The sequence below is a fragment of the Lonsdalea britannica genome, from assembly GCF_946477055.1.
In the GTDB taxonomy this organism is placed as follows: Bacteria; Pseudomonadota; Gammaproteobacteria; order Enterobacterales; family Enterobacteriaceae; genus Lonsdalea; species Lonsdalea britannica_A.
In genome coordinates, this window is the sequence record NZ_CAMKXG010000217.1 from 1 (window position 1) to 6,073 (window position 6,073).

Annotated in this window: 5 protein-coding genes and 2 tRNA genes; all 7 read right to left on the bottom strand. The window is 56.0% G+C overall.

What is annotated here, in order from left to right; all coding sequences use genetic code 11:
* Nucleotides 1-74 precede the first annotated feature (74 nt).
* Nucleotides 75-150: transfer RNA gene (locus tag Q7O77_RS13460), tRNA-His, on the bottom strand.
* Between the two features lie 105 nt (nt 151-255).
* A tRNA-Arg gene (locus Q7O77_RS13465) sits at nt 256-332 on the bottom strand.
* Nucleotides 333-478: 146 nt separating this feature from the next.
* Nucleotides 479-1,861, bottom strand: a complete 1,383-nt coding sequence (locus Q7O77_RS13470; RefSeq protein WP_304168217.1) for an amino acid permease — start codon at nt 1,859-1,861, stop codon at nt 479-481.
* 245 nt (nt 1,862-2,106) lie between these two features.
* Nucleotides 2,107-2,847, bottom strand: coding sequence for a lipopolysaccharide N-acetylmannosaminouronosyltransferase (gene wecG / locus Q7O77_RS13475; protein WP_304168220.1), 741 nt, complete (start codon nt 2,845-2,847; stop codon nt 2,107-2,109).
* Nucleotides 2,848-2,858: 11 nt separating this feature from the next.
* Entirely contained in the window at nt 2,859-4,238 is a 1,380-nt protein-coding gene (gene wzyE / locus Q7O77_RS13480; protein WP_304168223.1) for an ECA oligosaccharide polymerase, read from the bottom strand.
* Entirely contained in the window at nt 4,235-5,323 is a 1,089-nt protein-coding gene (locus Q7O77_RS13485) for a TDP-N-acetylfucosamine:lipid II N-acetylfucosaminyltransferase (protein ID WP_304168225.1), read from the bottom strand. The genes wzyE and Q7O77_RS13485 overlap by 4 nt, the downstream gene beginning before the upstream one ends.
* A partial coding sequence (gene wzxE, locus Q7O77_RS13490) for a lipid III flippase WzxE (RefSeq protein WP_304168228.1) occupies nt 5,320-6,073 on the bottom strand: 754 nt, incomplete at its 5' end. The genes Q7O77_RS13485 and wzxE, both read right to left, overlap by 4 nt.

Sequence of the window (6,073 nt, forward strand, 5' to 3'; positions counted from 1 at the left end):
CGTTAAGACACTAACACCTGAAGCTAGCGCGTCTACCAATTCCGCCACCTTCGCATGTCACAAACTTTAAAAATTGGGGTGGCTAATGGGACTCGAACCCACGACAACTGGAATCACAATCCAGGGCTCTACCAACTGAGCTATAGCCACCATATTACCACTTCTTTACTACGTTTCCGGTACTCACTTCTCACGGAGTCATTAAGTACCTCCGCAGCTCCCGCACTACAATCGAATCATATTAAACGCTTCGAATGGTGCGCCCGACAGGATTCGAACCTGAGACCTCTGCCTCCGGAGGGCAGCGCTCTATCCAGCTGAGCTACGGGCGCGTAGCGCCGTTGCGGGTGGGGATACTACGGATTTAATAGAATCCTGTCTAGTGCTTTTTTGAAGAAAGAGCGCGTTTGCTTACGCTTTGCTCATTTCCCTTCAAATCATCGACTCTACCGCTTTCCCACCCGCTGTTTACGGGTGATTATTTCACTTCAGCCTGCTTTTTACCCAAACCGAGAACCGCATAAATCGTGCTGACGAAGGCCAGGAATATTACCCCCACGATCAGCGACAGGCGGGTATCTGTATTAATGTACATCCCGACCAGCACGCACAGCAGGAATGCCATCGTCAGATAGTTAACCCACGGGAACAGGATCGACTTGAAAGGGTGTCCGGCAATCGCCGCCTGATGCTTACGACGAAAACGCAGCTGGCTGACCAGCACCACAAACCACGGCACCATACCCGGCAGCACGCTCGCGCTATAGACATAGACGAAGACTTTTCCCGGATTAGGGATGATGTAGTTCAGAGCCGACCCGGCGATCAGGCACAGAATAGAAACCATCACGCCTGCCGCTGGCACGCCGCTGGCGGTGACTTTGCCTAACGCCGCGGGCAACTGACGGTTTTTGGACAGCGAGAAGAGCATGCGCCCACAGCTATACATTCCGCTGTTACAGCCGGACAACGCTGCGGTCAGCACGACGAAGTTGATGATGCCCGCCGCCGCCGTAATACCGATTTTGGCGAAGGTCAGCACGAACGGGCTGCCGGAGGTACCAATTTCATTCCACGGGAAGATGGTGACGATGACGAAAATCGCGCCCACATAGAAGATCAGAATACGCCACAGGATATTGTTAATAGCGCGCTTCAACGTCACCTGCGGATTTTTAGCTTCACCCGCCGTAATCCCCACCAGCTCAACGCCCTGATAGGAAGCGACCACCAGACACAGCGCGAACAACAGCCCTTTCCAGCCGCCAGCCAAGAAGCCGCCATGCTCAGTCAGGTTAGCAAAGCCGGTCGCTTCGCCGTGGTTGCCCAGCCCGAAGAAAATCACGCCAGCGCCAACCACAATCATCACGATAATGGTGGTGATTTTGATCATCGCGAACCAGAATTCGATTTCACCGTACAGACGCACCGCCGCCAGGTTGGCGCCAGCCACCAGAACGACGGCGGCAATCGCCGGTATCCACTGGGGAAGTTCCGGGAACCAGAACTGGACGTAAACGCCTATCGCCGTGATTTCCGAGATACCCACGGCCATCCACATAAACCAGTAGCTCCAGGCGGTGAGATAGCCGAAAAAGGGATTGAGATAGTTGTGGGCGTAGACGGCGAACGAACCGGCCACCGGCTCAAGAAACAGCATTTCGCCCATTGAGCGCATAATGAAGAATACAAAAAGGCCCGCCACGATATACGCCAGCAAGACGGAAGGACCGGCCCACTTCAGTGCGCTCGCCGCCCCCATGAACAAACCGACGCCGATGGTGCCCCCAAGCGCGATCAGTTCAATATGTCTTGCCTCCAGACCCCGGTGGAGCTGATCTTCTTTGACTTTTTTTGTCATAAATCCTCTATCATTCCATGTTGTGTTTGTTTCTGCCGAGTTAATGAATTGTTTTATTTGGCCGGCAACGATCAACGGTACCTCTCGCGCAAAAAAACGCCGCCCAAAACAGGGCGCCGGAAAAGATACAGCAATGCTGGCGGGATTAACATCTTCGGGGAAGGAGTTATAACTAAATAAGAAAGGTATGCGTTTGCTTATAACTCAATCGGTAAAGTTCAAGCAAACGCAGGGAGGAAGCGGAACTACAGGCGTCTGGTGATGTGATAAGCCAGATAGCGCAATAGCTTTATCTGCCGCGTGATACGGCTGGGTTGAGACAGCAGACGATACAGCCACTCTAACCCCAGGTTCTGCCAGCGCTTGGGCGCGCGTTTTACGTGTCCGGTAAACACGTCATAAGTACCGCCTACGCCCATATATAGCGCGTCAGGATGAACCTGGCGGCACTGCTGCATAATCCGTTCCTGCTTGGGAGAGCCCATCGCCACCGTCACCAGCTGCGCGCCGCTGTCGCGCACGCGGTCAAACAGCGCCGACTGTTGCTCCACGCTAAAATAGCCGTCCTGCGATCCCACAATATTCACCTGCCAGCGACGACGCAGCTCCCGTTCCGTCTGAGCCAGCACTTCCGGCTTGCCGCCGATGAGGAAGACCGGCGTGCCACGCTCTCCGGCCCGATGCATCAGCGCTTCCCAGAGATCAGCCCCGGCGATGCGCTCTACGCGGGCATCGGCATATTTCCGTCGAATAGAGTGAACAATGCTGATGCCGTCGGCATATTTATATTCCGCCGCGTCAATCAGCGCCTTCAGCGCAGAATCCCGTTCCGTCGCCAGAACTTTTTCGGCGTTAATCGCCACCAACGTGCCGGTTTTAACCTGTTCGCCCGCCAGCAGATAATCCACACACTGCGTCATGCTCTCGAAGCCGTACAGAGGGATCCCGCGAATCTGGTACTGTGGGATCGCGTCATTGTGTTCCATTGTTTTCCTCATTATTCGCGCCGCGGACTCGCGGGTGCAGGGCGTTGCTCCAACCCAGACGGGGGTAAATTACGCCAGCGCTGCCGGATAACGCCGCCCTGTAGCAGCAGCCAATACAATAGTTTGGCCAGCAGCAGGCAGGCGCCAAACACCAGACAGAAAAACACCACCCGAGAGACAAAGGCATCCATCCCTTCCCTGACCAGCACGATGATGTTGAATATCGCGCCGAAGCAGAAAGCCTGCAAAATCGCAGCATTATAGCGGTTAGGACTTTGGCGACCGCGCTCATAAAGCCAATCGAACCATTTGATAATCAGCCCGACGGCCACGGCGCCCAGCGGAATAAACGCCGCCCCGCCCATGACCAGCAGCGAGCCGATCAGCGTAGGCGACATCGCCAACCCGCTATGGTTGTTCAACACTTCCCAGGTGAAATAGTTGGCGCTGTTGAGGATCAGCGAAGGCCGTCCTGGCCACAGCCAGCCGGGAATAAAGACATAAAAATCGCGAACGATGGGCGCCAACCCCTGGAAATGGATGTCGTCGTAGAACTGCCACAGTCGTGCCAGATTTTCCCACGGGGAGAACGTATCTCGCGTCAGATACAGAAACGTATAAACGGCCTCGGCGCCGCTGACGTCGAGGCTATAGCGCTTCAGCGCCAGCCAGAACATCCCGACAATCCCCATCAAACCCGCCGCGACCAGCATCGACAGCGAGATCCAGCCGCGCACGATACCGATGAACAGAAACAGCGAGAAGGCGATCAGGACATTGGCCCGCGTGCCGCCGACAATCATGTAGGTCAGCATGCCGAAGGCGACCGTCGCCAGCAAAAATCCCAGCCAGGCGCGTGGCGTCTGATGCAGGAAGTAGATCACCAGCATCGCTGGAATAAAGAAATAGAAAAAGCGTTTTAGCGCGACGCCGGACACATCGCTGGAAAAAATTTGGTTGTAGGCCCGCAGTTTAAACAGCAAAAAACCGTTGTGGAGAAAGAAGATGCCGACGGTCACCACCGCCACCAGCGCCAGCAGTCCCCAGACCAGATGCGTTTCCACCCGGGAGAAATTCAGCATCGGAGAAGGAACGACGGTAGGCGAGGCCCGCAGCCGGGTTTTATACGTCACATAATAAATGGCGTAGAACACCGTCGCCGACAGCAGAGCCATTAAGAGGTACTGCGCTGGCACTACCGCCACATTGAAACGAAACGCCAACAGGCAGGTAAACGGGAAGCCGAGATAGAACGTCAGCAGATACAACAAAGAAAACAATACGTTAAAGTTGAATCGTACCCGTTTGAACTCCTGCCAGGTCAGAAACAGGATGAACAGCACGGAAACAAGATAAACGCCCAGCAGTCCGCTGACCTGCCATTCGGTCATACCGGCTCTCCCGCGGCGAGCGCCAGCGCCCGATGCCAACCGTCAATATAGTTCGGATTGAAAAACGCAATCTGCCGCTTGTCGACCTGCGCCAGCGACTGTTGCGCTTCCAACACGCCCGCTTCATCCAAATCATCGCCATAAAACAGCACGGGAAGATGTTGTTCCTGTAGATCGTGCCAGAACGGATTATGGCGACTCAGCACAAACGGCACGCCGAACTGGATCAGCAGACACAGCGTACCAATACCCTGCTGCCGGTCGAAGATGAAATAGCCCAGATCGCAGCGGCGAAGCATCGCCAGATAGTCGTCAAACGCCATCTGCTGACGCAGCAGCTGAAAACGTTTCACGCCAAACAATGCATCGCCGACCTGCTGGACCTGCGCAATGTAGTCATCGTTATTGGCGGGATAGCCCATAGGCACAATCACCCGCGCGCGTTCACCGAACCGCTCGTGAATCGCCCGCAGCGCTTCAATATGCCGGTTGGTTTTATCGCCGGAATTCCCCACCAAAATGGTCATCGGCCCAGCCTGACCTTTCAGGTCGTCTGGCGCGGCCAGCGTCGGATCCATGCGGGTGGGGAAATAAAGCAGTTCGGCGGGAACCTGCGGCTGCCGCTGCGCAAAATAGTTCAGATCGCCGCGCGTCGCAAATACCCGGCCGATGCGCCCCTGCGCACGACGGCGCATCAGATAGAACAGACGTGCAGCCATACCGCTTGCCGTCTCATACAGGTCAGCGCCCCAAATGTGCCAATAAGCCTGGGCGGGACGGATGCCGCCGGTCAGCAGCGCCAGCCACAACCACGGGTTGAACTGGCCGTGGAAGAAAAATCGGGTATCGCGGTGCGCCTTGGCCTGCGCGACCACCGCTTTCGCCAGCGCACGTTTATCGGCATAGCGATCAACGGTCAACGCGGGTAAGTTTTGCAGCCATGCGGCCTCCGCCGGGGCCACCACCATAAAGCGCCGCACCTGCTCAGCGGGCAGCGTCGGGGTCAGTACGTCGTTGAAAAAACGCAGTACCGTTTGATTATGATGAGGGATATCCGCACCCAGCACGTGAATTAAGGGGGTCATGCTCGCCTACAGTAAATAATGAATATGCCGCAACACAGCAGGAAATAGACCAGATAGCTTGCCATATAAGCCTGTGCCGCGCCCAGTGCGCCATGCAAGGGGATCAGCCAATGCGAGAATCCCATCAGCAGGAGAAACTGGCTGATTTCGGTCAGCAAATAGAAACGCAGAGAGGCTTTCGCGATGACCAGATAACCAAATACGTAAGCGCCCACTTTCATCACATCCCCAGTCAGTTGCCAGGGGAAGAGATCGCGCATCGCAATAAACTGATGTGAAAACAGCAGCCAAATCGCCACATCGCGCAGCAGCCAGACGACGAAACTCACCGCCGCTACCGTGGGCAGCACAAACTTCAGCGACGTCACAATTTCCCGCGCCTGATCTCGGCGTTCGGTCAGTCGGGACAGCGTCGGTAATAGATAGACGCTGAACGCAGCCGTGATGAACTGCAGATAAGCATCGGAAATGGTGGTGACGCCCTGCCAGATCCCGACAGCCTCCCAGCCATAGTGCGCAGCGAGCAGATTACGCATGGTGATATACGCAACCGGTAGCGTGACCGCCGTCATCAGCGCCATCAGGGTAAACTTGGCCAGCCGCCCCGCCAGCATCCGTTCCCAGAGCGGTTTCAGCATCGACCAGCGCAGTGGGGTCGCACGCTGGAGCCACCACGCTGCCGGAACCGCAATCAGCGCAGGCACCAGTGCCAAACCGACCAGCGCGCCGTCATAACCGCCCAGCCAGAAA

Bases quoted from the DNA above. Each gene is read 5' to 3' on its own strand.
- Q7O77_RS13470 (WP_304168217.1), bottom strand. From the start codon at position 1,861: ATGACAAAAAAAGTCAAAGAAGATCAGCTCCACCGGGGTCTGGAGGCA.
- wecG (WP_304168220.1), bottom strand. From the start codon at position 2,847: ATGGAACACAATGACGCGATCCCACAGTACCAGATTCGCGGGATCCCT.
- wzyE (WP_304168223.1), bottom strand. From the start codon at position 4,238: ATGACCGAATGGCAGGTCAGCGGACTGCTGGGCGTTTATCTTGTTTCC.
- Q7O77_RS13485 (WP_304168225.1), bottom strand. From the start codon at position 5,323: ATGACCCCCTTAATTCACGTGCTGGGTGCGGATATCCCTCATCATAAT.